This window comes from Nocardia sp. NPDC059764 (genome assembly GCF_042732555.1).
GTDB lineage: Bacteria > Actinomycetota > Actinomycetes > Mycobacteriales > Mycobacteriaceae > Nocardia.
Map to the genome: position 1 here is coordinate 22,677 of NZ_JBHWHH010000016.1, position 23,770 is coordinate 46,446.

Annotated in this window: 18 protein-coding genes; 9 read left to right on the forward strand and 9 right to left on the reverse strand. The window is 70.5% G+C overall.

Annotation, left to right across the window (positions count from 1 at the left end; genetic code table 11):
* Positions 1-48: 48 nt before the first annotated feature.
* From xdhC to ACFV4K_RS05645, 3 genes are read right to left on the reverse strand one after another with little or no spacing between them, the layout of a single operon-like run.
* A complete protein-coding gene (xdhC, locus tag ACFV4K_RS05635; protein WP_379272343.1) occupies positions 49-870 on the reverse strand; it encodes a xanthine dehydrogenase accessory protein XdhC in 822 nt (273 codons plus the stop codon).
* On the reverse strand, positions 863-3,253 hold the full coding sequence (gene xdhB / locus ACFV4K_RS05640) for a xanthine dehydrogenase molybdopterin binding subunit (protein ID WP_379272345.1): 2,391 nt from the start codon (positions 3,251-3,253) through the stop codon (positions 863-865). Before xdhB ends, xdhC begins: the two co-directional genes overlap by 8 nt.
* A complete protein-coding gene (locus ACFV4K_RS05645; RefSeq protein WP_379272347.1) occupies positions 3,250-4,680 on the reverse strand; it encodes a xanthine dehydrogenase small subunit in 1,431 nt (476 codons plus the stop codon). Before ACFV4K_RS05645 ends, xdhB begins: the two co-directional genes overlap by 4 nt.
* 408 nt (positions 4,681-5,088) lie before the next feature.
* Here ACFV4K_RS05645 and ACFV4K_RS05650 point away from each other — a divergent pair, with 408 nt between their 5' ends.
* The 6 genes from ACFV4K_RS05650 to ACFV4K_RS05675 all read left to right on the forward strand — a co-directional run bounded on the left by ACFV4K_RS05650 (position 5,089) and on the right by ACFV4K_RS05675 (position 12,069).
* Positions 5,089-6,504 carry a nucleobase:cation symporter-2 family protein gene (locus ACFV4K_RS05650; RefSeq protein WP_379272349.1) on the forward strand — a complete coding sequence of 472 codons (1,416 nt, stop codon included), beginning with the start codon at positions 5,089-5,091 and terminating at the stop codon, positions 6,502-6,504.
* A 126-nt stretch (positions 6,505-6,630) separates the two neighbouring features.
* A complete protein-coding gene (locus ACFV4K_RS05655; protein ID WP_379272350.1) occupies positions 6,631-7,845 on the forward strand; it encodes a glycosyltransferase 87 family protein in 1,215 nt (404 codons plus the stop codon).
* Between the two features lie 130 nt (positions 7,846-7,975).
* Positions 7,976-8,152 (forward strand): hypothetical protein, encoded by a 177-nt coding sequence (locus ACFV4K_RS05660; RefSeq protein ID WP_357090651.1) that lies wholly within the window; start codon positions 7,976-7,978, stop codon positions 8,150-8,152.
* A gap of 174 nt (positions 8,153-8,326) precedes the next feature.
* Positions 8,327-9,817 carry an AIM24 family protein gene (locus tag ACFV4K_RS05665; RefSeq protein ID WP_379272390.1) on the forward strand — a complete coding sequence of 497 codons (1,491 nt, stop codon included), beginning with the start codon at positions 8,327-8,329 and terminating at the stop codon, positions 9,815-9,817.
* Positions 9,818-9,850: 33 nt separating this feature from the next.
* Positions 9,851-10,657 (forward strand): DUF1460 domain-containing protein, encoded by an 807-nt coding sequence (locus tag ACFV4K_RS05670; RefSeq protein ID WP_379272352.1) that lies wholly within the window; start codon positions 9,851-9,853, stop codon positions 10,655-10,657.
* Between the two features lie 230 nt (positions 10,658-10,887).
* Positions 10,888-12,069, forward strand: a complete 1,182-nt coding sequence (locus ACFV4K_RS05675) for an N-acetylglucosamine-6-phosphate deacetylase (protein ID WP_379272353.1) — start codon at positions 10,888-10,890, stop codon at positions 12,067-12,069.
* A 6-nt stretch (positions 12,070-12,075) separates the two neighbouring features.
* On the opposite strand, the gene ACFV4K_RS05680 is transcribed toward ACFV4K_RS05675, so the two are convergent.
* The 5 genes from ACFV4K_RS05680 to ACFV4K_RS05700 all read right to left on the reverse strand — a co-directional run bounded on the left by ACFV4K_RS05680 (position 12,076) and on the right by ACFV4K_RS05700 (position 15,989).
* Complete coding sequence (locus ACFV4K_RS05680; RefSeq protein ID WP_379272355.1) at positions 12,076-12,924, reverse strand: NAD(P)H-binding protein; 849 nt, start codon at positions 12,922-12,924, stop codon at positions 12,076-12,078.
* An 11-nt stretch (positions 12,925-12,935) separates the two neighbouring features.
* Complete coding sequence (locus ACFV4K_RS05685; protein WP_379272356.1) at positions 12,936-13,940, reverse strand: saccharopine dehydrogenase NADP-binding domain-containing protein; 1,005 nt, start codon at positions 13,938-13,940, stop codon at positions 12,936-12,938.
* A 111-nt stretch (positions 13,941-14,051) separates the two neighbouring features.
* A complete protein-coding gene (locus tag ACFV4K_RS05690) occupies positions 14,052-14,306 on the reverse strand; it encodes a cytochrome P450 (protein WP_379272391.1) in 255 nt (84 codons plus the stop codon).
* On the reverse strand, positions 14,284-15,015 hold the full coding sequence (locus ACFV4K_RS05695; protein ID WP_379272357.1) for a DJ-1/PfpI family protein: 732 nt from the start codon (positions 15,013-15,015) through the stop codon (positions 14,284-14,286). Before ACFV4K_RS05695 ends, ACFV4K_RS05690 begins: the two co-directional genes overlap by 23 nt.
* Positions 15,012-15,989, reverse strand: coding sequence for a GlxA family transcriptional regulator (locus ACFV4K_RS05700; RefSeq protein ID WP_379272359.1), 978 nt, complete (start codon positions 15,987-15,989; stop codon positions 15,012-15,014). The genes ACFV4K_RS05695 and ACFV4K_RS05700 overlap by 4 nt, the downstream gene beginning before the upstream one ends.
* Before the next feature lie 115 nt (positions 15,990-16,104).
* Between ACFV4K_RS05700 and ACFV4K_RS05705 the strand changes: the two genes are divergently transcribed.
* From ACFV4K_RS05705 to rplL, 3 genes are read left to right on the forward strand one after another with little or no spacing between them, the layout of a single operon-like run.
* Positions 16,105-16,488, forward strand: a complete 384-nt coding sequence (locus ACFV4K_RS05705) for an acyl-CoA thioesterase (RefSeq protein WP_379272360.1) — start codon at positions 16,105-16,107, stop codon at positions 16,486-16,488.
* Entirely contained in the window at positions 16,488-16,877 is a 390-nt protein-coding gene (locus tag ACFV4K_RS05710) for an acyl-CoA thioesterase (protein WP_379272362.1), read from the forward strand. Before ACFV4K_RS05705 ends, ACFV4K_RS05710 begins: the two co-directional genes overlap by 1 nt.
* 42 nt (positions 16,878-16,919) lie before the next feature.
* Positions 16,920-17,303, forward strand: a complete 384-nt coding sequence (gene rplL / locus ACFV4K_RS05715) for a 50S ribosomal protein L7/L12 (protein WP_379100612.1) — start codon at positions 16,920-16,922, stop codon at positions 17,301-17,303.
* 144 nt (positions 17,304-17,447) lie between these two features.
* Here the strand turns inward: rplL and ACFV4K_RS05720 are convergent, their stop codons facing one another.
* Positions 17,448-23,495: an amino acid adenylation domain-containing protein gene (locus ACFV4K_RS05720; RefSeq protein WP_379272364.1), complete on the reverse strand. Its 6,048-nt coding sequence runs from the start codon at positions 23,493-23,495 to the stop codon at positions 17,448-17,450.
* Between the last annotated feature and the right edge of the window lie 275 nt (positions 23,496-23,770).

Sequence of the window (23,770 nt, forward strand, 5' to 3'; positions counted from 1 at the left end):
CCGGATCGAGCCGGGGAGATCCGCGCCCGCCGGTGACCGCCTCCGAGGTCAGCCGGCCGTGTCGGATTCGAAGGCGCGCAGCAGATCCGCCGCCACACTGACGGCGATGACCGCGGGCTCCTTGCCGGTGATCTCGGTCAGCCCGATCGGAGTCTTGATGCGCGCCAACGCTTCCGGCCGGTGACCGCCTTCGGCGGTGAGCCGCTTGGTGAAGCGCGCCCATTTGGCCGGGGACCCGATCAACCCGACGGTGCCCAGCCCGTCGGTGCGCAGGGCGGCGTCGCAGAGCGCGGCGTCCTCGGCGTGATCGTGAGTCATGATCAGGACGTGGGTGCCGGGCGGCAGGTGGCCCAGCACCTCCTCGGGCAGCAGCGCGACGCGGTGGGTGTGGATCACGGCGATGGCGTCGTCCAGGGCCGCGAGCCGCCCGGCGGCGAGCATGTCCGGCCGGGTGTCGATCAGGTGCAGGTCCAGTTCGTGGCGGGCCAGGATGCGGGCCAGTTCCAGGCCCACATGGCCGACCCCGAAGATCGCGACGGCCGGGGGTACCGGCAGCGGTTCCAGCAGGACGGTCACCGTGCCGCCGCAGCACTGCACGCCGTGCTGGTTGACGACCTTGTCATTGAGGGCGAAATCCATCAGCTCGGGTTCGGCGGGCAGGTGGGCGATCAGCTCACGGGCGCGTTCGACGGCGACGGCCTCGACATTGCCGCCGCCGATCGAACCCCAGGTATCGCTCTGTCCCACCACCATTTTCGCGCCCGCGCGGCGGGGCGCGTGGCCGCGCACCGTCGCCACGGTGACCAGCACACCGGGTTCCCGGCGTTCGCGCAGTCGCGCGACGGCCGTCACCCAGGTCAGATCAGGCACCGGCGGGCACGCTTTCCCCGGCGGCGAATTCGCCTGTCTCCACGTCTGATTCGCCAGCGCGGCGAGCCGCGTCGAGCGCCCAGTACACGGCCTCCGGGGTGGCGGGCGCGGCGAGTTCCACGCTCACGCCCTCCGGTCCGAAGGCGGCGGCCGCCTGCCGCAGCGCCTCCCGCACCGAGAACGCCAGCATGAGCGGCGGCTCCCCCACCGCCTTGGACCCGTACACCACGCCCTCCTCGTGCGCGTGCGCCAGCAGGCTGACATTGAACTCCTCGGGCATCTCCGAGAAGCTCGGCAGCTTGTAGGTGCTGGCGGCCTGGGTGAGCAGCCGGCCGCGCCCGGGTCCGTCGCCGGTGTCCCAGCGGATGTCCTCGAGGGTCAGCCAGCCCGCGCCCTGCACGAAACCGCCCTCGATCTGGCCGATGTCGACGAGCGGGGACAGGCTGTCGCCGACGTCGTGGACGATGTCGACCCGGCGCACCCGGTACGCGCCGGTGAACCCGTCCACCTCCACCTCGGTGGCCGCGGCCCCGTAGGCGAAGTACTTGAACGGCGACCCGTGCATGGTCTCGGCGTCCCAGTGCAGGCCCTCGGTGCGGTAGAAACCGGCCGCCGACAACTGGACCCGCTGCAGGTAGGCGGCGCGCACCAGGTCGTCCCACGCGACCCCGTCGGTACCGGCCCCGAGGGCGCGGGCGACGCCGTCGGCGATCCGGATATCGGAGGCGTTGACGCCCAGCCGCGTCGCCGCCACCCGGGTCAGCCGTTCCCGCAGCTGCTCGCAGGCGTTCTTCACCGCGGCGCCGTTGAGATCGGCCCCGGAACTCGCGGCCGTCGCGGAGGTGTTGGGCACCTTGTCCGTTCGCGTCGGCGCCAGCCGCACCTTGTGCAGCGGGATGCCCAGCGTGGTGGCGGCCACCTGCAGCATCTTGGTGTGCAGGCCCTGCCCCATCTCGGTGCCGCCGTGGTTGATCAGCACCGACCCGTCCTTGTAGATCAGCACCAGCGCCCCGGCCTGGTTGAAGGCCGTCATATTGAACGAGATGCCGAATTTGACGCCGGTGATCGCGAGCCCGCGCTTGAGGTGCCGATGTGACGCGTTGAAGGCGGCGATCTCCCGTGCGCGGGAGTCGATCTCGCCGTTGGCCAGCACCTGGTCCCAGGTCTCGGCAATGCGCTCGGCGTGGCGCACTTCCTGCCCGTAGGGTGTGCACTGCCCGGGGCGATAGAAGTTGCGGCGGCGCAGTTCTCGCGGATCCAGGCCGAGCAGCGGCGCGCACCGCCCGAGCAGATCCTCCATCACGAGCATGCCCTGCGGCCCGCCGAATCCGCGGAAGGCCGTATTGGACGGCTTGTTGGTCTTGGCGATGCGACCGCGGAAGCGCGCGTTCGGAATCGAGTACAGATTGTCGACGTGGCACAGCGCGCGAGCCAGGACCGGCTGTGACAGGTCCAGGCTCCAGCCGCCGTCCGAGGTCAGCGTGGCGTCGAGGGCCAGCACGTGCCCGCCGGCGTCGAACCCGGCCCGCCAGCGCGCGTGGAAGCCGTGCCGCTTGCCGGACATGGTCAGATCCTGGGTCCGGTTGAGCCGCAGCCGGACCGGGCGTCCGGTGAGGGTCGCGCCGAGCGCGGCGATGGCCGCGAAGCCGTGCGGCTGCATCTCCTTGCCGCCGAATCCGCCGCCCATGCGCAGGCATTGGACGGTGACCTCGTGATTGCGCAGCCCAAGCACGTGGGCCACGATCTCCTGGGTCTCGGAGGGATGCTGGGTGCTCGACTGCACGAACACCTGCCCGGCCTCGTCGACCTGTGCCAGGGCGGCGTGGGTTTCGAGATAGAAGTGTTCCTGGTCGGAGAACAGGAGTTCCCCGGAGAAGATGTGCGCCGAGGCGGCGAAGCCGGACTCCAGGTCGCCACAGCGGACTTCGGGTTGTACCCCCTGGAAGCTCCCGGCGGCCTCCGCCTCCTCGATGGTGATGATCGACGGCAGCGGTTCGACCTCCACCTCCACCGCGGCGGCCCCCAGCCGCGCGGATTCCAGGGACTCGCCCAGCACCCAGCACACGGCGTGGCCGTGGAAGCAGACCTCGTCGGGGAACAGCGGTTCGTCGTGCTTGACGCCCGCGTCGTTGAGGCCGGGCACGTCGGCGGCGGTGAGCACCCGCACCACGCCGGGCACCCGCAGCGCGGGTCCGGTGCGCAGGGCGGTGATCCGGGCGTGCGCGTGCGGGACCTGCACCGGGTAGGCGTGCAGCACGTCCTTGGTGCGGTACACCAGGTCGTCGGTGTAGAGCGCGGTCCCGGTGACGTGCAGGGCGGCGCTCTCGTGCGGGAGCGCGATCCCCACGACCGGATCGTCGGGTCGTTGCGACAGGTGACTCATGACAGCACCCCCTCGGTCTCGGTGGTGTCGGAGAACAGTTTTCGCAGGCTCTCGCCCAGCATGGCGCTGCGATATCGCGCGCTGGCGCGGTGATCGTCGAGCGGTGTGCCTTCGCCGTGCAGGATGTCCGCGGCCGCGGCGACGGCGGCTTCGGTCCAGGGCCGCCCTTCGAGGGCCGCCTCGGTCGCGTAGGCGCGCACGGGTGTCGCGGCCACGCCGCCCAGCCCGATGCGGGCCCGGCGCACCATGCCGTCGTCGATATCGAACGCGAAAGCCACTGCCACACTGGAGATATCGTCGAACCGGCGCTTGGCGATCTTGTGGAAGGCGGCCACGGGCGCGAGCGGCAGCGGGATGCGCACCGAACGGATGAGCTCCCCGGGCCGCCGCACCGAACTCCGGTACCCGGTGAAGTAGTCGGCGAGTGCGACCTCCCGCTCCCCCTCGGCATCCGCGAGCACCACCGAGGCTTCCAGGGCGAGCAGTACCGGCGGCGCGTCGCCGATGGGCGATCCGGTGCCGAGGTTGCCGCCCAGCGTGGCGGCATTGCGGATGAGCCGAGAAGCGAACTGCGGGAGCAGCTCCGACAGCAGCGGCACCCGTCCGGCGAGCCCGCGTTCGAGCTCGGTGAGGGTCAGCGCCGCGCCGAGCTCGATCCGGTCCGCGGCGATCACCAGCTCGCGCAATTCGGGGAGCCGGTCGACGGCCAGCGTGTACTCCGCCCGCCGCCCACGGATATTCGCCTCGACGCCCAGGTCGGTATTGCCCGCGAGCACGGTGGCGTCCGAATGGTCGCGCAGCAGCCGCAGCGCCTCGGCCAGCGATGCGGGCCGGACGAATCGCCGTCCATCGGAACTGAAGTCGGTCGCCGCCGGTTCCGGCGCGTCGGCCTCGCGCCGCCGGGCCAGGGCGTCGTCCTCGGCCGGCGCGCCGACCGCGTAGGCGGCGTCGCGGATCGGCCGGTAGCCGGTGCAGCGGCACAGGTTCCCGCTCAGCGCGTGCAGATCGAAGCCATTGGGCCCGGTCTCGCCGTGCGCGCACACCTCGTCCGTGGCGGTCCGATCCGGCCGGTAGTACTCGGCGGCCATGCTGCACACGAATCCCGGTGTGCAGTAACCGCATTGCGAGCCCCCGCGCACCGCCAGCTCCCGCTGCACCGGATGCGGCGCGGCCGCGGTGCCCAGCCCCTCCGCGGTGACGACCTCCTGCCCCTCCAGCGCGACGGCCGGGGTCAGGCAGGCGTTGACCGCCACCCATTCGGTCGGCTCGATCCGGCCCGGCCGGGCCACCAGGACCGAACACGCGCCGCATTCACCCTCCGCACAGCCTTCCTTGCATCCGGTGAGCCCGTGCTCCCGGAGAAAGTCCAGCAGGGTGGTGTGCGTCGCCGCGGGAGAAATCGGTGTCGATTTTCCGTTCACCGTCATGAAAATTGCCATTGCCGGCCGCTTTCGTCGTCGAGTGCACTATCCAGTGTCGGCGGATCAATTCCGCTCGTCGAGAAAGCCGGCTCAGCAGCCGTGGGCGACGCGCCCGGGCACCCACACCGTGCGATGGGCCAGGCGACGCAGATCGGAGTTGGTGGACATCCGCTCGCCTCCTGTCTGTGACCACGGGTTATGTGGCCTGAACCTACGTCCGGCGGGATATTCGGTCAACACGGGACGCCGCTGACCGTGTGATTCTGTAGGAAAATACGAAGGCGGCCGAGAGCCACGCCGAACCGGCTGGACAATTGAACAATCCGCTGCGGACCCGGTATTTCCTGCGTCATCATTCGGTTCGTGGTCACGGCCTCCCCCGGCCGTTGATCCACGTGTTCCAGGAGGCTTGTCATGCAAATGCGCTTTCTCGCAAAAGTGCGCCCCTCCCGTAAATCCGAAATCGATGCCGCCACCGGACTCGTCAAGGCCCGTCACCCGGTCGACGAGATACCACCACCACCCACGCTGTTCTTGCTGGGCCTGCAACATCTGGCGATCATGTACGCGGGCGCGGTCGCGGTGCCGCTGCTCGTCGGCGGGGCGCTGAAACTCCCCGCCCACACCATCGCCCTGCTGGTCAATGCCGATCTGCTCGTCTCGGGCATCGTCACCATCATTCAGGCGGTCGGCATCGGCCGCATCCTGGGTGTGCGACTGCCGGTGGTCGCCGGCGCGACCTTCACCGTGGTCTCGCCCATGATCCTGATCGCTCAGGAGTTCGGCGGCGGCGAGGCCGGGCTGCCGACCGTGTACGGCGCGATCCTGGTGTCGGGCGTGTTCGGTTTGATCATCGCCCGCTTCTTCGCCATGGTGGTGCGCTTCTTCCCGCCGCTGGTGTCGGGCTGCGTGATCTGCGTGATCGGTTTGTCGCTGATCGGCGCGGACGCCGGGCTGATCGCCGGGGACGACCCGAAAGCCGCCGACTACGGACAGATCTCGAATATCGCGCTGGCCGGTCTGGTGATCGCGCTGATCGTGGTGATCCACCGGTTCGGCCGCGGTCTGGTCAGTCAGCTGGCCGTGCTGCTCAGCGTCGCGATCGGCACGCTGGTCGCGGTGCCCATGCATCTGGTGGACATGTCCGGGGTGGGGTCGGCGGGCTGGTTCGCCGTGTCCCGGCCGTTCATCTTCGGCGCGCCGGAGTTCCATCTGGGCGCGATCATCTCCATGTGCGTGGTCATGCTGGTGACCTTCACCGAGTCCACCGCCGATATGGTCGCCGTCGCCGAAATGGTGGACAAGCAGCTCGAACCGCCCGATCTGGCGCGCGGTCTGGCCGCCGACGGCTTCTCCGCGGTGCTGGCCGGCTTCATGAACTCCTTTCCCGACACCGCCTTCGCCGAGAATGTCGGCCTGGTCGGCCTGACCGGGGTGCGCAGCCGCTGGGTGGTCGCGGCCTGCGGCGGCATGCTGGTCGCGCTGGGCCTGGTGCCGAAGGTGGGCAGCGTGGTCGCGGCGCTGCCGGGTCCGGTGGTGGGCGGCGCGGCCACCGTCATGTTCGCCATGGTCACCGCGGTCGGCCTGCGGATTCTGCACAAGGTCCAGTTCGAGGGCACCAGCAATATGCTCATCATCGCGGTCACCCTGTCGGTGGCGCTGCTGCCCGCGGTCGCCCCGAACATCTACAAGCAGTTCCCCACCGACTTCCAGATGATCGCGGGCAGCCCGATCACCTCGGCGGTGATCGTGGTCTTCGTGCTGAACCTGGTCTTCAACCACTGGGGTGCGGGGAAACGACCGGTTCCGCCGGGCGGGACCGCGGTGTGACGAAACCAGCAAACCCTGCCGGTAGGGTTCAGAACATCCGGGAGGGGGTATCGCACATCTGAGGTGGGTTGGGTGTTGATCGGTGCCAAAACAAAAGACGGTGCGGTCAGATCGAAAGACCAAGCGGTGGCGAGCGATTCCGGTACGCCATCGCGACCGTGGAATCGGACGACGGCGTGGGTGCTCGCCTGCGGCGCGGCGCTGTCCCTGGCACTGATATTCACCACCGTCGACCCCTGGCTGGACCAGGTGGGTTTCCTGGCGGGCGGTTTCGATGTGCACGTCTACCGCGACGGCGCCTGGAAGATCTACAACGGGCATCCCCTCTACACCGAGACCACCCATCGCGGGCTGTCCTTCACCTACACCCCGTTCTCCACCCTGAGTTTCCTGCCGATGCTGGCCATCCCGTGGGCGTCCGTCACGAATACCTGGCTGGCACTGAACATTTGCGTGCTCTACGCGTGCGTCCTGTTGTGCTGGCGGGTGCTCGGCTACCGCCTGACCTGGCGACTGGCCGGGCTGAGCGCGCTGCTCACGGCCACCTGCATGTTCCTGGAGCCGGTGCGCACCACCCTCTACTACGGCCAGATCAACCTGGTGCTGATGGCCTTGATCCTGTGGGACTTCTCGCGCCCGCCGAACAGCCGGATACGCGGGGTCGGGGTCGGGCTGGCCGCCGGGATCAAGCTGGTGCCGCTGTATTTCGTGGCGCAGTTCGTGGTGTTGCGGCAGTGGGCGGCGGCGGTGATGGCCGCGGCCACCTTCGTGTTCACCATCGGGCTCGCCGGGGCGGTGCTGCCCTCGGATTCCCGGCAGTACTGGACCCGCACGTTCTTCCAGTCCGACCGGATCGCCCCGGATACCCAGCCCGCCAACCAGTCCCTGCGCGGCACGATCGCGCACTTCACGGGCGGCCAAGTGCCGCAATGGCTGTGGCTGCTGCTGGCCGCGCCGGTGGCGATCGGCGGGCTGCTGCTCGCGGCGGAGCTCTATCGGCGCGGTGAGAAACTGCTGACCGCCACCCTCGCGGGCCTGACCTCGTGCGTGGTGTCGCCGTTCTCCTGGAATCACCACTGGGTGTGGTTCCTGCCGCTGTTCGTCTACCTGGTGCATCGCGCGGTGTCGGCCCCGCGCTGGTGGGCGGCGGCCGGCGCCGTCTACGTGGCGACCGGCGCGTGGGCCTACCACTGGACCGACACCTGGGTGGTGGTCGGCTGGTTCCTGTTCCCGCCGTCGTGGCCGATCTCCCCGATCCTGTTGAACTGTTACGTCATCGTGTACGCGGTGATCGCGGGATGTCTGATCGCGTCCGTGCGGCGCACCCGTGACTCCCATTAAGCAACCGACCGGTCGGCAAACCGGCCGCATCCGTTACGCAAGAGTGCCCGGACCTATATCCGAAACAGGCCGTCAGTGGGAATCCCTCTCCCGCATACCCTTCGCGGAAGCGATGACAGAGGAGGACGCCATGACCGAGCCGATGTGCATCGATTGCTGGCGGCGTGACAACCTCAGCTTCACCCAGCGGCTGGACCCCGCCTACATCAAGCCGGGCCCGAAATACCGCTGCGCGCTGCACCGCGCCCAGTACGAAGCCGACCTGCCGCGCCCGGACCACACCGAGCGCACCGACCGCGCGGCATGACGACGCACCGGACGCCACGCGGACTCCGGGTATCCCCGGATGGCCCTGGCGGCCGAGTTTCGACACACTGGATGCCGTGAATCGTCTATCGCCCGAACGGGTCCGCGCCCACCGCGGAGGACACCGGTGACCGCCCTCGCGCGCGGCGAGAACCGGCCCGCGCCCGCCGACCGGATGACGGTCACCGTCACCTGCTCCGTCGCGGTCGATGTGTCCGCGCTGCTCCTGGGCCCGGATGGGCGGGTCAGGTCCGACGGTGACTTCATCTTCTTCAACCAGCCGGTGGGTCCCGGCGTGATGTACCGGCACGGCCGCGGCGCGGGCGACATGGTCGACGTGATCACCGCCGCGCTGCCCGCCGACGTGGACAAGATCGCCATCACCGCCAGCCTCGACGGCAGCGGGCCCGCCACCTTCGCCGGGGCGGCGGGCTCGCTGACCGCCACCATCGGATCCGACGCGGGGACACTGACATTCCCGATGAACGGCCTGACCAGCGAGGCCGCCGTGGTGTGCGTCGAGATCTACCGGCGCGGGGACGGCTGGAAGGTGCGCGCCGTCGGCCAGGGGTACGACGACGGGCTCGCGGGTCTGGCCGCGGCGTTCGGGGTGAACATCGACGACGAACCGGAACCCGCGCCGGCGCCCCCGTCGGCCGGCTTCGCGGCGCCACCCCAGCCCGCCGGTTACCTGCCGACGCAGCCCAACCCGGCGCCGCGGCCGATGCCGCCGCCCACCATGCCCGCGCAGCCCTACCAGCAGCCCGTGCCCGCGCCGTCCTATCAGCAGCCGGTGCCGCCGCAGCCCTACCAGCAGCCGATGCCGGCTCCGCAGCCGATGCCCGCTGCCCCGCAGTCCTTCTCGCCGCCCGCGTATCCGCCCGCGGCCCCCGTTCCGAATCCCCCCGCATCACAAGGAGTTCCGCCCGTGCAGAGCGAGCTGTTCCATCCGCAACACGCCGAGGTCAGCGGTCTCGGCATCCAGAAGCAGGGCGGCAAGATGATTCGCGTCGCGGTGGACGGGGAGACGCTGGCGCGAGCCGGGTCGATGGTGGCCTATCAGGGTGATCTGCGGTTCAAGGCGCTCGGTTCCGGCGGGATCGGGCGGGCCATCCAGCAGCGGCTGACCGGTGAGGGCGTGCCGCTCATGCAGGTGCAGGGGCGCGGGGATCTGTTCCTGGCCAATGCCGCCTCCGATGTGCACATCGTGGATCTGGACGGCACCGACGGACTGACCATCAACGGCGCGAACGTGCTGGCCTTCGACTCCTCGCTGTCGTACAACATCCAGCGGGTGCAGGGCGCGGCCGGCTATGCCAGCAATGCCGGGTTCTTCAACTGCGTGTTCACCGGTCGCGGCCGGATCGCCATCACCACGCACGGCCAGCCGGTGGTGCTGAACGTCGATCAGCCGACCTACGCCGACCCGCAGGCGGCGGTGGCGTGGTCGTCGAGTCTGCAGACCGGGATCAAGCGCAACGACTCCATGGGTTTCGCCCGCCTGATCGGCCGCAGCACCGGTGAGGGCCTGACGCTCTCGTTCTCGGGTCGCGGTTTCGTGATCGTGCAGCCGTCGGAGCTGCCGCCGGGCGGATTCATCGGCGGGACCGGCGGCGGGCAGGAAGCCGGACAGCAGGGCGGCCTGCTCGGCGGTCTGCTCGGGTAGCGTCGGGGGCAGTCTCGTTCCGAGGGAGGGCTCGTGCGCACACTGACCCGGCTACTGCTGATGCTGGTCACGCTGGTTTCGGCCTTGGCGCTGCCGCCATCGCAGGCCCTGGCCGCGCCGGCCGAACCGGCGCTGGACGAGTCCACCTCCCGGCAGTTGGACGAGCTGCTCGCGCTGCGCAACTCGATCCCGGGCGCCCGGACCGACGCGATCGCGCAACTGTCCGGCCGCTTCCTCGGCACCCCGTACGGGGCGAACATGCTGATCGGTTCGGCCACCCGGGCCGAGCAGCTGGTGGTCGACTTCCGCCGGGTCGACTGCTTCACCTACCTCGATTACGTGGACGCGCTGAGCCGTTCGGCCGACCGCGCCCAGTTCGTGCAGAACCTGGTGGCCACCCGCTACGCGGATTCCCGGGTGGAATTCACCAGCCGCAAGCACTTCTTCACCGATTGGGCGACGGTGAACCGCACGGCCGCCACCGATATCACGCGCGGCCTCACCCCCGCCGCGGTCACCGTCACCAAGCATCTGAACGCGAAAGCCGATGGCGGCAACTATCTCCCGGGCCTGCCGGTGATGGACCGCGACATCGCTTTCGTGCCCGCCGCGGCGGTCGACAATACGGTGATCGGAAAACTCCGCACCGGCGATTTCCTCGGCGCGTACACCGATGAGGCGGGCCTGGACGTCACCCACGTGGGCATTTTCATCGACACCCCGAACGGGCCGATGTTCCGCAACGCGTCCTCGCTGGCCGCGAACGAGCAGGTCGTCGACACCCCGCTGACCCAGTATCTGACCACAGTGCCGGGCCTGGTGGTGCTGCGCCCCATCTGAATCGGGTGGCGCCCGATTCAGCGGGTGCGAGAGCAGGCGACGCCCCTCAATTCGCCGCCTGCTGAATCGAAAGTGGTGCCGAGAGCAGAATTTCGGTCCGAATGATTGGTATCTCTCGAATCTAACGCGGCGACCGCCCGAATGTGATTCGTTTGAACAGGAAATCGACAGGACCGAACACCCGCGCACCGTCCCGCGATCGGTCATTCTGAGCTGATGGGTGTGGCGTGATGGCTGACGCGGCAACGGGTCTGGCGAGTGGGCGGCGGGGTCTGGAACTGCGGGGCCGCGTGGTGACCCGCGCCGGGGTGCTCGAGGACGGTGTGATCACCGTGCGGGGTGAGCGGGTGGCCGCGGTCCGGCCCGCCACCGAATGGGCCACCACGCACAGGGAATTGCCGCCGGTGTACGCGGGCACGGTGGTACCGGGCCTGGTGGACATCCACACGCACGGCGGTTTCGGGTATCGCTTCGACACCGAGGACGCGACCGAGGCGAAGGAGGCCGCGGCCTTCCATCATCGGCGCGGCTCGACCAGCGTGCTCGCCAGCATCGTGACCGCGGCCCCGGACACGATGGTGGCGCAGGCGGCCGTGCTGCGCCGGCTCGCCGCGGACGGCGTGATCGCGGGCGTCCACATCGAGGGCCCGTTCCTGTCGCAGACCCGCTGCGGCGCACACGATCTCGGCTATCTGACCGATCCCGACCCGGAGCTCATCGACCGCCTCCTGCATGCCACCGACGGTCAGCTGCGGGTCATGACCCTGGCCCCCGAGCGCCCTGGATTCGATACCGCCGCCAAACAATTGGCCGACAGCGGCGTGGTGGTGGCGGTCGGGCACAGTGATTCGAGTTTCGCCCGCTTCCGGGCGGCGCTGAGTCCGCAGGGCTGCGGCACCCTGGTCACCCATCTCGCCAACGGCATGCCGCCGCTGCATCACCGCGCGCCCGGCCCGGTGGCGGCGGGCCTGGTGGCGGCGGCCCAGCGACAGGCGTTCGTGGAGGTGATCGGCGACGGCGTGCACGTCGACTCCGGTTTCGGCGCACTCGTTTTCGCCACCGCCCCCGACCGGGTGGTGCTGGTCACCGACGCCACCCAGGCGGCGGGCATGCCGGACGGCCAGTACCGGCTGGGGCCGCGCCCGGTCACCGTGACCGACGGGGTGGCGCGGGTGCCGGGCGGCTCGCTGGCGGGCGGCACCGCGACGCTGCTGCACTGCCTGCGCTGGGCGGTGCGCGACTGCGGCATCCCGCTCTACGACGCGGTCGCCGCCGTTACCTCGACCCCCGCGGACGCGGCGGGCCTCGACGACGTCGGCGACCTGCGTCCCGGCATGTACGCCGACGCCGTGGTGCTCGACGACCAGCTGGGCCTGCGCCAGGTGCTGCGGCGCGGACGCTGGCTGGCCTGACCGGCCTCAGGCCCCGGCGGTGAACTCGCGCAGGGTGATCGGCGGCCGCCCGGTGAAGCGCTCGATGGATTCGGTGACCCGGAACAGCTCATGCCCGGAGCCGATGGCCGCGAACATGGTCCACAGGTGGGTCAGGTGTTCCACGACCACTTCGTCGCGGTACACCGTCAGCGCCCATGCGGACCATTCGGCCGGATCCACGTTCCGGTAGGGGACGGCGAGTATTTCGGCGGCCTCGCCGACGGTCATGATCTCCCCGGCCAGCCACAGCACCGGATCGACCGGGCCCGCGGTGCGCAGCACCCCGGCCCCGACGCCCGCCACGTCCGCGCCCGCGATGAGCGGCAGCACGGTGTCGGGCGAGCCGAGCGGCAGCGCCAGCTCACCCCGGTCCCCGATGGCCACCCGCAGGTTCTCGAAGAACACCGCGGCCCGCAGGTGCACCGCGCCGATCCCCGCATTGTCGAGGACCTGTTCGGCCACCCAGTGCCGCCGCATGTGCGGGGTGCCCGCCTGCGGATCGGAGCCGAGCTGGGAGGTGGCGACCACCCGCTCCAGCCCGGCCTGCTTGCCGACGGCCGCGAGCACCGCGGTGGCGTCCAGCATTCCGGCGGTCACCGGATAGGTGAAGTAGGCCCGGCGCACGCCCTGGAGAGCGGGTGTCACGGCGCTGATCTCGCGCAGATCGCCCGTGACCACCTCCGCGCCCAGGTCCTTCAGCTCGGCCGCGCGGCCGTCGTCACGGTGCACGAAGGCGCGCACCGGCAGGCCCTCCCGCACCAGGATCTCGGCGACGCGGCGGCCGGTGCCGCCCTGACTGCCCCCGGCCGCGCCGGTGACGAGAATCGGTTCCACGGTCGTGCTCCTCACGCGTGTTCCGGCAACCGGAGTTCGAAGGCCCCGCGCGCGGCGAGATCCCGCAGGAAGCCGACGGCCTCGAAAGCCTCGGCGGGACTGGCGACTCCGCTCTTGGCGGCGCCCTCGGTGAGCCGCACCGCCGCCTCCACCGAGGCCAGCGCGGCGGCCGACCACAGGTCTCGCCCGGACAGCGTCCCGGACACGGAGCCGCCGGACGCGAGCACCTGGGCGGCGATCATGAAGCGGCTGTCGGCGCGGGAGGCCGGATCGACCTGCTCGCTGGTAAAGGCCTGGTCCTCGGCGAAGGTGTGCGCGGTCAGTTGCGCCTCCACCGCTTTCGTGCGGGTGTGCCGGGGCACGGTGACGGCTTCGGGGAACGGCACCGGCGCGATCATGGGCCGCGGTCCGACCGGCGGCGGGAACGCGAAGATCGCCTGCCGCGGTTCCACGAATCCGTATCGGGGTTGCCCGTCCTCGTAGCCGATGCGGTCCGTGTCGGCGAACAGCAGTCGCGCGGTCTCCACCGCACCGTGGGTCATCATCCAGTTGGTGACGTGGTAGGCCACGGTGATCCGGTCGATGCCGGACGTTCCGCGCGCAACGGCCCCGGCGAGCAGATCACCCAGTCCCCCATAGAAACTCACGCTCGGCAGCAGGGTGATCCCGGCCCGCTGGGCGGGTTCGGTGAAGTCGTCGAACAGCCGCTTCACGTGGTGCACTTCCACGGCGTGGTCGACATAGTGGCAGCCGCCCTCGACGGCGGCGGTGGCCACGGGCAGTCCGGTGGTGGCGAAGGGCCCCGCGCAGTGGATGATCACGTCGGCGGCCTCGGCCAGTGCCCGCAAGGCCGCCGGATCATCGAGCGCGGCGGGCATGACCCGTGCGGGGCCCAGGGCGGCGAGGGCATCCGGATCGCGCCCGGACACAACGACTTCCTTCCCTCGTGCGATGAGGTCGGCGGCGACGAGGCGGCCGGTGTGACCGGTGGCCCCGTAGATGGCGAATACGGTCATGAAAGATCAACTCTTTTGACTCGACGGTGATTTCGAACGTCTGTTCACAGGTATAGACCTCACCGCCGCCCGAAATTCATCGCTCGCGGGCCGGAAATTCTTGCCCCGGATCTACTTCCGCAGCCGCACCGGCAGTCGCTTCAGGCCGCGGATCACCGGATTCGGGTGCCAGCGCAGCTCGGAATCGTCCACGGCCAGCTCGATGTCCGGGAACCGGAGCAGCTGGGTGAACGCGACCCGGGCCTCGAGCCGGGCCAGCGGCGCGCCGACGCAGTAGTGGACGCCGTGGCCGAAGCCCAGGTGCGCGACGTGCTCGGTCGGCGGATCCAGGCGATGCGGGAATTCAGCGTTTGGCGGCGGCCCGATCCCGCATGCGGTTGAGGGTCAGCCGCCACACGGCGGTCGCCACCTCCAGCGGCACCCGCGGCTTGGCCGATCGTTTGGTGGCGAGCAGGCGCGTCTTGCGCAGCAGGTCGGGGCTCGCCTTGTCGGGGTGGCCGGTGTCGTAGGGCGGGTGCGGGTCGTACTCGATGTAGAGCTGGGTCATCTGCGCCCGCTCCTCCCCCGCGATCCGGCCGACCAGCCACAGCCCGAGGTCGATGCCCGCGGAAACGCCTGCGGCGGTGACGATCTTGCCGCTGTGCACGATGCGGTCGTGCGGCCGCGACTCGGCGCCGAAGGGCGCGAGCGCGGGCTGGCCGAGCCAGTGGGTGGTGGCGGGCTGACCACGCAGGATGTCGGCGGCGGCCAGGATCAGCGATCCGGTGCAGACCGAGGTGGTCCACTGTGTCTTGGGGTGCACCGCCCGCAGCCAGTCGATGAGCTCGCGGTCGGCCATCGCGCCGGTGGTGCCCTGTTCCCCGCCGCCGACGAGCACCAGATCGGGTGCGGGCGTCTCGGCGAAGGTGTGGGTCGCGCCCAGTGCCAGCACCCCGCTGTCGGCCACCACCGGGCCGACTTCCCCGGCGACGAAACGGATCTCGCTGTCGGGGATGCCGCGCAGCACCTCGTAGGGTCCGACCACGTCCAGCACGGTCATGCCGGGATAGAGCACGATGGCGATCTGGAAGGTCATGAGGCACGCTCTCCTTCGGAGTTCTTGAACCGGGCGCGGTACTCGCCCGGGGGGATGCCCAGGTGGCGGTGGAAGATTCGGTACAGGGTCTCGGGGCTGCCCAGTCCGACCGCGGCGGCGACCCGGTCCATGGGCTGGTCGGTGGTCTCGAGCAGACGGCGGGCGGCGGCGATCCGCACTCGTTCCACGTAGCGGGCGGGCGTGGTCCCGGTCTCGCCGGCGAAGACGCGGGAGAAGTGCCGCGTGCTCATGCCGACCCGCAGCGCCAGGGCGGGCAGCGACAGGTCCGCGGCCGGATGCTCCTCCATCCACACCTGGAGTTCGCGCAGCGGATCGCGCCGGGGCGAATTGCCGGTGAGCGGTGCGCTGAACTGACTCTGCCCGCCGGGCCGATGCAGGTACACCACCATCCAGCGCGCGACCTCGCGGGCCAGTTCGGGTCCGTGGTCGGCGGCCACGATGGCCAGGGCCAGGTCGATGCCCGCGGTCACCCCGGCCGAGGTCCAGATCGGGCCGTCGCGCACGTAGATGCGGTCGGGTTCGGTGGTGATGGCCGGGAACTGCTGGGCCAGCAGTTCCCCGCCCGCCCAGTGGGTGGTGGCGCGGCGGCCGTCCAGGAGTCCGGCGCGGGCCAGCAGGAAGGTGCCCGAGCAGACCGAGCCCACCCGGTCGGACATCGCGGCCACCCGGCGGATCCCGGCCACCAGTACGGCGTCGCCCGAGGCCGCCCAGAAGGCCAGTCCGCCCACCACCAGCAGCAGGTCCAGCGGTCCGGTCCAGGTGTCGAGCCCGTGCCGCGCGGTCACCTCGATGCCGCACGAGGACCGCACCGGACCGGCCTGCGCCGCGGCCAGTTCGACCCGGTAGCCGCCGCCGTCGCCGAGCAGGGCGGCCGCCCCGGAGAACACGTCCGCGGGCCCGGCCAGATCGGTCAGCTGGAACCCGTCGAACACCACGATCAGCACCACCCGCATGCCCCCAGCCTGCGGCCCGCGGGCGACGGCGTCAACGACACGACTCTTGCAGATTCAGCCATCGCGGCGATGGCCGCGGGGTTGCCGTCCCGGCCCGCTTGATATGAATGCGTGCGTGGCCCGACACCTTTTCCAGTGCCCGCTGCGGTGGTCCGATGTGGACGCCGACGGGCACGTGCACAATGCCGCGCATTTGCGCTACCTCGAGGAATCCCGGATCGATCTGTTCTGGAAGAAGGGGTTCGGCGGGGCGAACGTGGTCGCGCAGATGGATATCGACTATCTGACGCCGCTGCGGTACCGGCCCGATCCGGTGCGGATCGAGACCTGGGTGAGCCGGGTCGGCACCTCCTCGTTCGTGTTGGAACAGGAGATCCGCGACGACGACGTGGTGTATTCGACGGCGGTGTGCACGATGGTCGCCTTCGACCAGGAGACCCAGCGGTCCCGCGCGCTGCCCGAGGACCAGCGCGTGCTCCTGAAGGACCTGGAGGCCTGATGCACACCTACGACATCCAGTTGCGCCGCACTGATATGGACGCGCAGCAGCATCTCAACAATGTGGTCTTCGCCCAATACCTCGACGAGGCGCGCGCGGATCTGCTGGACCGCTACGACTCCGACGGCGGTCCGTGGCGCGTGGTGGTGGCGGGTCAGCGGCTGAGCTACCGCATGCCGCTGGTCTTCCGGGCCGCGCCGGTGACCGTCACCTCCCGGGTGGAGAAGCTCGGCACCACCTCGTTCACCCTGCGGCACGAGGTGCGCGACGGCGAATTCCTTTATCTCTTCGCGACTTCCACCTTGGTCGCCATCGCCGACGGCGCGCCACGCCCGCTGACACGCGGGGAGCGCGAATATCTGATGACCTTGGCGGTCCCCGGCGCTTAGAATTACTTGTATCGCCTGGTCAGCGTTGCAAGGGGTTACATCATGGCCAAGATGACCGTCGTCGAATTGCTCGACGTGTTCAAAGGTATGACGCTGCTGGAACTTTCGGAGTTCCTCAAGGCGTTCGAGGAGGAGTTCGGCGTCAGCGCCGCGCCCCCGGTGGCCGTCCAGGTCGCCGCGGATTCCGCGCCGGCGGAGGCGGCCGACGAACAGGACGAGTTCGATCTCGTCCTGGAATCCTTCGGAGACAAGAAGATTCAGGTCATCAAAGCCATGCGGGAGATCATCCCGGGGCTGGGTCTCAAGGAGGCCAAGGACCTGGTCGAGGCCGCGCCGAAGGCGGTGCTGGAGAAGGTCGACAAGGACGCCGCCGAGGCCGCGCGAATCAAGCTCGAGGCGGCCGGCGCCCGTGCCGCCCTGCGCTGATCACTCCTTCGCGTGGCGGCGGGCGGCCGCTTCCAGGTGCTCGCCGAGTTCGGCCTGCGGCACCTTGTCGAGGGCTCGATCGGGGCTGTCGCGCACCGAGCGGGTCGCCGGCCAGACCGCACCTGCCCGCCGACCAGCGGTCGGTCATGGCGGGGGCAGGAAACCGGTCTTCACGTAGTAGTCGAGGTAGCGGGCCAGGATGGGGCGATCGACTCCCGGACAGGCCGAACGGGGATCGCGCGGGGCCATGCCGGTGACCTCGGCCGAATAGTTGACGCTGAGGGCGGCCGCGCGCACCAGACGGGCGTCGGCGTCCGGCCGTTCGGCCGCCGTGAGCAGGGCGGCGGCGAAGTCCGCCGGAGCCACCGGCGCGAGATGGTAACCGTGATAAAGGATTTCGTCTCGCACGGTGGTGAGGGACACCGTCCGGGCCGGCAGCAGGGTGACGGTCTCGACCTCACCGGGTTCGGCCGGCTTCCGGGCGGCGGAGACGATCGCGGCGGCGACCTGATCGACGGGCACCATGGCGACCTCGGCATCGGGCAGCTCGGGGGCGAGGCCGAGGACCAGCATGGCGCGCAGCATCGTCCACCAGGCGTCGTCGGCCCCGGCCGCGCCGCACCGGGAATCGCCGGTGATGAGGCCGGGGCGGTAGACGCGGGCCGGCACGCCGCGCTCGGCGGCGGCTCGAACCAGCTGTTCCCCAACCCATTTCGTGGCTGTATAGCCGGGCACGCCGTCCGGAAGCGGGCCGTTCGAGATCGAGGCCGTGGAGATGTAGTGGACCGGTGTGACGTGGTGCGTGGCGGCCAGCCGGAGTATCTCGGCGGTGCCGGTGACATTGGCGGCGCGCATGCGGGCATACGGTTCGAGGTGGTTGACGAGCGCGCCATTGTGGTAGATCGCGTCGATCCGCTCGGCCAGGTCGGTGAACTCGTTCGCGCTCAGGCCGAGACCGGGCTGCGCGAGATCGCCTGGGACCGGAACTATTCGATCGATGTGCGGGACGAGATCGATGCCGAAGCGGTCGGCATTGGCGACGATGCGGCGGCGAGCCTCGGATGCGCCGGGTGCACGGGTGAGGCAGTGGATGGTGGCGGAAGTTCGTTCGAGCAGCTCCCGGAGCAGGAAGCTGCCGAGGAAACCCGTTGCGCCGGTGAGCAGTACCGCCGACCGCGAGCCCGGACGGCGGGGCGGGAGACCGGCCGCGGTGATCTCCGGATCCAGCACGGCGTCCGCCACCGGGTCCGGGCCGGCGCCGACCATGGGTGTTTCCGCCCGCAGAGCGGCGGCCAGATCCCGGACGCGCGGGTGGGTGAACAGGTACGCGAGGGGCACCGGAAGGCCGAGCCGGCCGGCCAGTGCGGCACGGACCCGGATGGCGGACAGGGAGTTTCCGCCCAGCGTGAAGAAGTCGTCGTCGCGTCCCACCTTCTCGACACACAGTTCGGCGCCGAAGACGTCCGCGACCGCGTGTTCGTCGGCTGTTTCCGGCGCGGCGTACGCCCGCGACGACGGTTCCGGGTCGGGGAGGGCGGCGCGGTCCAGCTTGCCCGTCGAGCCGAGCGGGAAGGCGTCCAGGACGACGAGGTCCGAGGGAATCATGTAGCCGGGCAGCCGATTTCGGGCCGCTGCCAGAACCTCGTCCGGGCACGGGATGGTACCGGTGACGGCGCGCAGGTATCCGACGAGCCGGTCTCGGCGGATCGCGACGACGGCTTCGGCCACGTCCGGGTGGGCGCGCAACGCGGCCTCCACCTCCCCCGGCTCCAGCCGTTGTCCCCGCAGTTTGAGCTGGAAGTCGGTGCGGCCCAGGTACTCCAGTCCACCATCGCGGGTGCGGCGGACCAGGTCGCCGGTGCGGTACATGCGTTCCCCCACCCCGCCGAAGGGGTCGGCGACGAAGCGGTCGGCGGTGCCCGCGGGTCGGCCGAGGTAGCCGCGGGCGAGCTGTGTGCCCGCGACGTACAGTTCCCCGGGTGTGCCCGGCGGCACCGCGTGCAGGCGGGCGTCGAGCACGTAGGCGCGGGAATTCCAGTGCGGCGCACCGATGGATACCGGGCCGCCGGCGTGGTCGGTAACCTCGGTTCCGGTGATGGATATGGTCGCCTCGGTGGGCCCGTAGAGGTTGTGCAGCCGGGCCGGGCTCGCGGCCCGGAACCGCGCGATCAGCTCGGCGGGCAGGGGCTCGCCGCCGACGCACACCACCCGCAGGCCGGACAGCGCGCCGTCGGGCGCGAACTCCAGCAGCGCTCGCAGCAGGGAAGGGACCGCGAGGAAAGACGTCACTCGATGCCGGATCAGGAGGTCCGCGAGGTGGTCCGGATCGGTGCGACGAGCGGTCGACGGGACCACCAGGTGACCGCCCACCGCGAGCGGGGCGGTGTAGCCGATGAGGGAGGCGTCGAAGGTGCTCGGCACCAGCTGGATATAGGTATCGCTGTGGGAAATACCGTATTCGGCGGTGAGGAAGGCGATGTGGTTGGCCATGGCGGCATGAGAGATGCCGACGCCTTTCGGGCGGCCCGTGGACCCGGAGGTGAAGAGCAGGTACGCGAGGTCCTGTTCGCGCAGTGGCCGCGATCGGTCGGCGTCCGTGATCGGTGCGGGTGAGAAGCTCTCCAGCTCCGGGGCATTCACGAGATCGGCGGTCACGACGCGGACGGGCTCGGCCGTGGCGAGCATGTCGGCGGTGCGTTCGGCGGGCTGGTCGGGGTCGATCGGCAGATACGCGCCGCCGGCCTGCACGATGGCGTAGAGGCAGATCACGAGATCGGGTCCGGGATGCACGGCCGCGCCGACCACCGTGCCGGGTCCGACGCCCGAGGCGATCAGCTTGCGCGCCAGCCTGTTCGACCGCTCGAAGAGTTCGCCGTACGTCAGCGCGATGCCGTCACCGGTCACGGCCACCAGTTCGGGAGTGCGCACCGCCCGATCGGTGAAGCCACTGAACAGGAACCTCTGCGGCACCTCGCGCCGCGGACCCGTCGTCGGCAGGACCGCGAGTTCGGCAGGATCGGTGCAGGGCAGGTCGCCGACGGTTGCGTGCGGATCGGCGGCGATGGCGGCGAGCACGGCGACCACCCGCGCGCCGAGCCGGACGATCGTGCTCTCGTCGAACAGGTCGGTGGCGTACCGCCACGAACAGTGCAGTCCCGCAGGACCTTCGGCATCCTGTTGCGGCACCACGGTGAGCTGGAGATCCATCGGTGACACCGCCTCGCCGAGATCGATTCCGGTGACGGTGAGCCCCGGCAGTCGCAGCACCTGGTCGCCGAAGTTCTGGAACGACAGCGCCACCTGGAACAGCGGGTGATGGGCCTGGGTCCGGGGTGGATCCAGGGCGGCCACCAGCCGTTCGAAGGGCAGCTCGGCATGCGCGAAGGCGGCCAGGTCGGTGTCCCGCACCCGGTCCAGCAGGTCGGTGAAGCGCTCGGCCGGGTCGATGCGGGTGCGCAGGACCAGGGTATTGACGAACATGCCCACGACATCGTCGAGTTCGGGTTCCCCGCGGCCCGCCACCGGCGCGCCCACGGCCACATCGTCCACTCCGGCCAGCCGCGCCAGGACGACAGCGAGCGCGGCGTGCACCACCATGAACAGCGAGACGCCCCGGGTGCGGGCCAGCTCCTCCACAGCCCGATGAAGGGAAGCGTCCACCCGGAAGTGCTGTGCCGCACCGCGATGCGAGGCGACCGCCGGGCGAGGACGGTCGACGGGCAGGTCCAGCAGGGGCGGCAATCCCGCGAGCGCGGTCCGCCAGTGACCGAGCTGCTCGGCGTGGAGTGAGCCGAGATCGTCTGCCGCGCCCAGTAATTCGCGCTGCCACACCGCGTAGTCGGCGTATTGCACCGGCAGCGGTGTCCAGTCGGGGGCGACGCCCCGGGTCCGGGCGGCGTAGGCGGTCATGAGGTCGCGGGTCAAGGGGGCCATGGAGAAGCCGTCGGCGACCAGATGGTGGATGACCACCCCGAGCACGTGATCCCGCTCCGCGATCCGGAATAGCCGCAGCCGCAGCGGAACCTCGGCGGTGACATCGAATCCCGTGCCCGCCCAGGCCATCAGTTCGCTCCGCACTCCGGACTCGGTCACGTCGGCCGCGACCGGGTCGATCGGCAGGGCGTCCGCCGGGCGGATGTCCTGGTACCCGTCGCCACCGTCCTCGGGGTAGACGGTCCGCAGGGCCTGGTGCCGTTCGACCAGGTCCCGCAGGGCCCACGCGAGCGCGGCCACGTCGAGTTCCCCGGTCAGGCGCAGCGCGAACGGAATGTTGTAGGCCGCCGACTCCGGATTCAGGCGCGCCAGGAACCACATGCGCTGCTGCGCGAGCGACAGCGGGACCCGCATCCCCGGCCGTCGGGCCGAGGTCAACACGGGCCGATCACCGGTGCCGAGCCCGTCGATGACCGCCGCCAGCGCCGCGACCGTCGGATGCTCGAACACCGACAGCACGGGGACCCGCACGGCTCGGCCCGCTCCCAGTCGTCCCGCCAATCTCGTAGCGAGCAAGGAGTTTCCGCCGAGGTCGAAGAAGTCGTCGACCGCACCCACTCGCGCGACACCGAGCAGCTCCGTGAAGGCCGCGGCCACCTCCCGCTCGGTCGCGGTCAGGGCCCGCCGGTTCGGCCGGGCGGCGAAGACCGGCTCGGGCAGCGCGTCGCGATCCAGCTTCCCGGACGGGGTCAGCGGAAGGCTGTCGACCACCGTGATGGCGGCCGGCACCGCGTGGCGCGGAAGCTGTTGCCGCGCATAGTCGGTCAGCGCGGCACCATCGATATCGGCTCCGGGGACGGGCACCACGTACGACACCGGCCCATCGACGCCACCGGGCAGCCGTCGCACCAGCGTGGTCGCGAAAGCGACGGATTCGTGGGCGAACAGCACCGCGTCGACTTCGTCGAGCTCCAGCCGGATCCCGCGGATCTGCACCTGGGAGTCGTTGCGTCCCAGATATTGCAGTCCCGGCACCCCGTCGCGGTCGAGCACCCACCGCACCATGTCTCCGGTGCGATAGATGCGCTCCCCCTTGCCGTTCGGGTGCGGCACGAAGCGCGCGGCGGTCAGGCCGGGCCGCCGGTGATAGCCGCGCGCGAGCCCCGGCCCGGCCAGGTAGAGCTCACCGGCCACAGCGGTAGGCACCGGCCGCAGCCGCGCGTCGAGCACCAGGGCGGTCACACCGGGAATGGGTCCGCCGATGGTGACGGTGTCGGCGCTGGTGAGCGCGTCGCTGATGGTCGCGGCGACGGTGGTCTCGGTGGGTCCGTAGAGATTGAAGAACCCGCGCCCCGGTGACCAGCGGGCCACCAGATCGGGCGGGCATTCCTCACCACCCGCGACCACGACCGCGAGGTCCGGCAAATTCGAAGCATCGATCCCGGCCAGCGCGGCCGGCGTGACGAAAGCGTGCGTCACCCGCTCGGCCCGCAGCAGCTCCGCGAGCTCGCCGCCACCGAAGCAGTCGGCGGGCGCGACGACCATCGTGGCCGCCGAGCCGACGGCCAGCAGGAGTTCCAGGACTGCCGCGTCGAAGCTGGGTGACGCGAAGTGCAGGGTGCGGGAATCCGGGGCGACCCGGAAGCGGCGGATGAGTTCGCCGCAGAGCCCGGCCAATCCGCTGTGGGTGACCGCAACGCCCTTGGGGAGGCCCGTCGAACCGGAGGTGTAGATGACATAAGCGATGTCGTCGCCGTGCACCCGGCGAGTGCGGTCGGTGTAGTGCAGCGGTTCGGCCGAGATGTCGGCCAGTTCCGCGCGGCAGTCCGGGGCGTCGAGTTCGAGCCAGTCGAGCCCGTCGCCGAGCCGCTCGCGGGTGGCGGTGAGGGTGAGTCCGCAGGCAGCGCCCGCGTCGGCCAGCATGTGCGCGACCCGGTCCGGCGGGTAGGCGGGGTCGACGGGCACGAAGGCCGCCCCGGATTTGGCGACCGCCCACACCGCGACGACGGCCTCGGCCGAGCGCGGCAGCGCCAGCACCACGCGGTCGCCGGGACCGAGTCCGCGGGCGATGAGCAGCCGGGCCACCCGGGTGGAGTACGCGTCGAGCCGGGCATAGGTGAGCGAGCGTCCGCCCGCGCGCAGGGCGATGCCGTCCGGTCTGCTCTCGACCGCGGCGGCCAGCAGACGCGGCAGCGTCTGGACCCGTCTTCGGCCGCCGGGACCCGGCGCCCGGCGTGCCGCGGGAAGATCGACGGTCACCGGTTCCTACCTTCAAAGCCTCGACTCGCGTACCCACCCGAGCGAACTGATTACCGGTCCGGAGCTGATCGGGCAATACATCGGTCGAGCGCCCCCGCGCCGAGGCTACCAGCGCAAATGCCGGGCAAACGGGTGAGTGCGGCGGCTCACGCCCCGGCCGCGGCGTGCAGCAGTGGCGCGGGCCGGCGCCGGACCGGCAGGCCCGCGAGCGGCTCGCCGAGGTAGTCGGTGAACAGCTCCGCCAGCGGCCGCGCCTCGACGGTGTCGAAGCCGCA

Coding starts and splice junctions, on each gene's coding strand:
- xdhB (WP_379272345.1), bottom strand. CDS start 3,253: ATGAGTCACCTGTCGCAACGACCCGACGATCCGGTCGTGGGGATCGCG.
- ACFV4K_RS05660 (WP_357090651.1), top strand. CDS start 7,976: ATGACCGAGCCGATGTGCATCGATTGCTGGCGGCGTGACAACCTCAGC.
- ACFV4K_RS05665 (WP_379272390.1), top strand. CDS start 8,327: ATGACGGTCACCGTCACCTGCTCCGTCGCGGTCGATGTGTCCGCGCTG.
- ACFV4K_RS05710 (WP_379272362.1), top strand. CDS start 16,488: ATGCACACCTACGACATCCAGTTGCGCCGCACTGATATGGACGCGCAG.
- ACFV4K_RS05695 (WP_379272357.1), bottom strand. CDS start 15,015: ATGACCTTCCAGATCGCCATCGTGCTCTATCCCGGCATGACCGTGCTG.
- rplL (WP_379100612.1), top strand. CDS start 16,920: ATGGCCAAGATGACCGTCGTCGAATTGCTCGACGTGTTCAAAGGTATG.
- ACFV4K_RS05645 (WP_379272347.1), bottom strand. CDS start 4,680: ATGACGGTGAACGGAAAATCGACACCGATTTCTCCCGCGGCGACGCAC.
- ACFV4K_RS05685 (WP_379272356.1), bottom strand. CDS start 13,940: ATGACCGTATTCGCCATCTACGGGGCCACCGGTCACACCGGCCGCCTC.
- ACFV4K_RS05675 (WP_379272353.1), top strand. CDS start 10,888: ATGGCTGACGCGGCAACGGGTCTGGCGAGTGGGCGGCGGGGTCTGGAA.
- ACFV4K_RS05650 (WP_379272349.1), top strand. CDS start 5,089: ATGCAAATGCGCTTTCTCGCAAAAGTGCGCCCCTCCCGTAAATCCGAA.
- ACFV4K_RS05700 (WP_379272359.1), bottom strand. CDS start 15,989: ATGCGGGTGGTGCTGATCGTGGTGTTCGACGGGTTCCAGCTGACCGAT.